At 59.6% G+C, this 3,094-nt stretch carries 3 protein-coding genes and 1 pseudogene; 3 read left to right on the top strand and 1 reads right to left on the bottom strand.

Annotated elements, in window-relative coordinates:
* The first annotated feature begins 187 nt into the window (after positions 1–187).
* The 3 genes from QZ517_RS19930 to QZ517_RS19920 are packed head-to-tail and all read left to right on the top strand — an operon-like array spanning position 188 to position 2,795.
* Positions 188–562, top strand: coding sequence for a hypothetical protein (locus tag QZ517_RS19930; protein WP_294230787.1), 375 nt, complete (start codon positions 188–190; stop codon positions 560–562).
* A 2-nt stretch (positions 563–564) separates the two neighbouring features.
* Entirely contained in the window at positions 565–2,037 is a 1,473-nt protein-coding gene (locus QZ517_RS19925; RefSeq protein ID WP_294230782.1) for a carnitine 3-dehydrogenase, read from the top strand.
* Positions 2,034–2,795: an SDR family NAD(P)-dependent oxidoreductase gene (locus tag QZ517_RS19920; RefSeq protein ID WP_294230779.1), complete on the top strand. Its 762-nt coding sequence runs from the start codon at positions 2,034–2,036 to the stop codon at positions 2,793–2,795. The genes QZ517_RS19925 and QZ517_RS19920 overlap by 4 nt, the downstream gene beginning before the upstream one ends.
* On the opposite strand, the pseudogene QZ517_RS19915 reads toward QZ517_RS19920, so the two are convergent.
* A pseudogene (locus tag QZ517_RS19915) lies at positions 2,792–3,094 on the bottom strand (transcriptional regulator); the annotation flags it as partial. The gene QZ517_RS19920 and the pseudogene QZ517_RS19915 sit on opposite strands and share 4 nt — an antisense overlap.

The following is a 3,094-nucleotide window of genomic DNA, read 5'->3' as shown; positions in this document are numbered from 1 at the left end:
CCGTCTCCGTCGCTGACCTCGACTTCAACGACGTTGCCATAGGAGTCGGTTCGGGTGTTGCGGATGCCGGCAATGTGCTCGGCGGGCAGTGGGTGGAAGTGAATGGACATGTAAGCTCTCCTTTTGAGAGGACCCTATGATTTGGCACAGGCGTGCGGCGACCCGTTTCCTGCGGAAAGGTAAGAGGATGACACCGAGATTTGGAATGGCCCTGATTGCGATTTTGGCTGCGACACCATTGGGGGCGGAAGAGCGCCCGCTATGGGAAGGCTATTGGACCGGCAATGCCTCTTGGTGCGCGCGGGCCGGGGAGGTGGGAGATGAGACACCAACCTGGTACGGGCGTGACGGTTTTTTTGGCATTGAGTGGAGCTGTGACATTCGCACGATCCAGCCCACAGGCATGGCCAACAGTTGGGCGCTGACCACCGATTGTTTGGATGCGGGGTATGCCTACAGTGAGACGCAGATGTTCCTCGTGACCTATGAGGACCGGCTTTTGATTTTGAATGAAAGTGGCGTGACCGCAAATCTGGTGCGCTGTGAAGAAGGAAAGAACTGAGCATGGCAACGGCAGCGATTATTGGCGGTGGGGTGATTGGCGGCGGATGGGCGGCGCGGTTTTTGCTCAATGGCTGGGATGTGCGGGTTTTTGATCCGGATCCGGAAGCGGAGCGCAAAATTGGCGAGGTGATTGCCAATGCGCGGGTGTCTCTGCCGGGGCTGAGTGATACAGCTTTGCCCGCTGAAGGTACGCTGAGTTTTCATGAGGCCATATCGGAGGCTGTGGCCGGGGCGAGTTGGATTCAGGAGAGCGTTCCGGAGCGGTTGGAGCTCAAGCGCAAAGTCTATCAGACGTTGCAGGAGCATTGTGACCCGGAGGCGATTTTGGGCAGCTCGACCAGCGGGTTTAAACCCAGCGAGTTGCAGGGCGACGCGATGCGGCCGGAGCAGATTGTGGTCACACATCCATTCAATCCGGTCTACCTGATGCCGCTGGTGGAATTGGTGCCGACCGAGAAGAACCCGCCGGAATTGGTTGAGCGCGCCAAAGAGACGCTCAAAGGCGTGGGTATGTTCCCGCTGCATGTGCGCAAGGAGATTGATGCGCATATTGCCGATCGCTTCCTTGAGGCAGTGTGGCGTGAGGCGCTGTGGCTGGTAAAAGATGGCATTGCCACCACAGAAGAGATTGATGAGGCCATTCGCATGGGCTTTGGCATTCGCTGGGCGCAGATGGGGCTGTTTGACACCTATCGCGTGGCCGGTGGTGAGGCTGGCATGAAGCACTTCATGGCGCAGTTTGGTCCCTGTCTGAAGTGGCCCTGGACCAAGCTGATGGATGTGCCGGAGTTCACCGATGAGCTGGTGGATCTGATTGCCGGGCAGAGCGACGCGCAATCAGGCCATATGAGCATTCGGGAGATGGAACGCGTTCGGGATAACAATCTTGTGTCGATGATGCGGGCATTGAAGGCGCAGAATTTTGCCTCTGGCGCGGTGCTCAATCAACATGACGTCAAGTTGTCCGCAGCGGCAGGCATGGAGCGCCGCGCTGCTGATATTGCGAACCCAAGCTTACCGATTGTGACCCAGCGCCGCGCGGTGCCGGTGGATTGGTTGGATTACAACGGACATATGACGGAAAGCCGGTATTTGCAGGCGTTTGCGGATGCCAGCGACCGGCTGATGGAGATCATTGGCTGTGATCAGGACTACATCGCGACGGGCGGCAGCTTCTTCACTGCCGAGACGCATATCCGGCACATCGATGAGACCCACTTGGGTAGCGTGATCGAGGTGCGGACCCGCGTGCTGATGGCGGAGGGCAAAAAGATGCACCTCTGGCATGAGATGTATGCGGGTGAAAAACTGCTGGCAACAGCGGAACATATCCTGATCCACGTGAGCCTTGAGACACGGCGGCCTGCGCCGTTTAGCCCGGAGATTGCCGCCAATCTGAAGATGATCAGCGAAGCGCAGGCGGATTTGCCCGCGCCGGAAGGGCTGGGGCGCTACGTGGGGCAGCCGCGATGAGCGGGCGGGTTCTAATCACCGCGGGCGCGTCCGGCGTTGGGCGCGCCATGGCGGAGGTGTTTGACCGGGATGGCTGGAAGATTTGGGTGGCCGACGTGGATGCGGCGGCTCTGGCAGAGGTGCCGGACGGTTGGCGAAGAACGCAGCTGGATGTGACCGACGAAGGGGCTGTTTCCGCGTTGTTTTCCGAGATTGGTGCGGCTTGGGACGGGTTGGATGTGCTTTGCGCAAATGCCGGTGTGGCTGGGCCAACAGCGGCGGTGGAGGATATAAAATTGCAAGATTGGCAGGCCTGCGTGGCGGTCAATCTAGAAGGGGCATTTTTGGCCGCCAAATATGCCGCGCCGATGATGAAGGCGGCGGGGCAGGGCGCCATTGTGGTGACCTCTTCGACCGCGGGGCAATATGGCTATCCCTATCGGGCTCCTTATGCGGCGGCGAAATGGGCGGTCATCGGCCTGACCAAAACGCTGGCCATGGAGTTGGGGCAACATGGTGTGCGCGCCAATGTGATTTGCCCCGGTGCGGTGGAAGGCCCGCGCATGGAAGGGGTGTTGGCGCGCGAAGCTGCGGCCAAAGGCATGACGCGGGATGCGGTTTATGAGGGCTACGCCTCCGGCACGGCGCTGGGCTCCTTTGTGGAGGGGCGCGACGTGGCGGAATTGGCGGTGTTTCTATGCAGTGACAAGGCGCGGTTGGTCAGCGGGCAGGTGATTGCTGTGGATGGCTTTACGGTGAACCCGGATCCCAAAGTTTAGGGTGCGATCTCTGCCTTGAGCTTTTCCACATGCTCAGGGATTTGTCGGGCGGTGACATCTGCTTGCCGGATGAGCTCGTCAAAATGTTCTGTGAAGCTGGTCACGCGTTCGCGGTCGCGGAAGGCGAGATAGTTGCGGCCCAGGTAGAGTACGGCCAGCAGCGGCCCAAACACCGTGATCGGGCTGGAGAATAGCCGTCGTGCGTCAAACAGGTAGAGGCGCAAACGTGGGTAGAGTTGACTGCTGAGATCGGCAAAGTGATCAAGTTGTTGGGCGCGAACATCTTCGGGCAGGCCTGC

The sequence above is a fragment of the uncultured Shimia sp. genome, from assembly GCF_913054185.1.
Classification (GTDB): Bacteria; Pseudomonadota; Alphaproteobacteria; order Rhodobacterales; family Rhodobacteraceae; genus Shimia.
This window is presented reverse-complemented; position numbering and strand designations above follow the sequence as displayed.